This is a genomic window from Methylobacterium frigidaeris (genome assembly GCF_022179185.1).
Classification (GTDB): domain Bacteria; phylum Pseudomonadota; class Alphaproteobacteria; order Rhizobiales; family Beijerinckiaceae; genus Methylobacterium; species Methylobacterium frigidaeris.
Map to the genome: position 1 here is coordinate 1 of NZ_BPQJ01000319.1, position 243 is coordinate 243.

The following is a 243-nucleotide window of genomic DNA, read 5'->3' on the forward strand; positions in this document are numbered from 1 at the left end:
CGCCAACCACCACGCCCCGACCGTGACCTGCAACGACGACCGGCCCAAGCGGCCCCACGCCGCCTGCCCGACCGCCCTCCTGGCCTCCGAGTAAGTCGGAGGCCAAGCGGTCTTAGGAAGACAAGCTGAGCTGTCAACTCCTTGGCTCACAGGACGACATGGCTAGCATGGCGAAGCTGCTGGGGGCCCGCGTCGCCTGGGCGGGGGCCGACAACGCGCTGCAGATCCACGGCGGCAACGGCT

Annotated in this window: 1 pseudogene; it reads left to right on the top strand. The window is 69.5% G+C overall.

Going from position 1 to position 243, the window contains the following annotated elements:
- Positions 1 to 161 precede the first annotated feature (161 nt).
- Positions 162 to 243 (top strand): annotated as a pseudogene (locus tag MFF64_RS39175) (acyl-CoA dehydrogenase family protein); the annotation flags it as partial.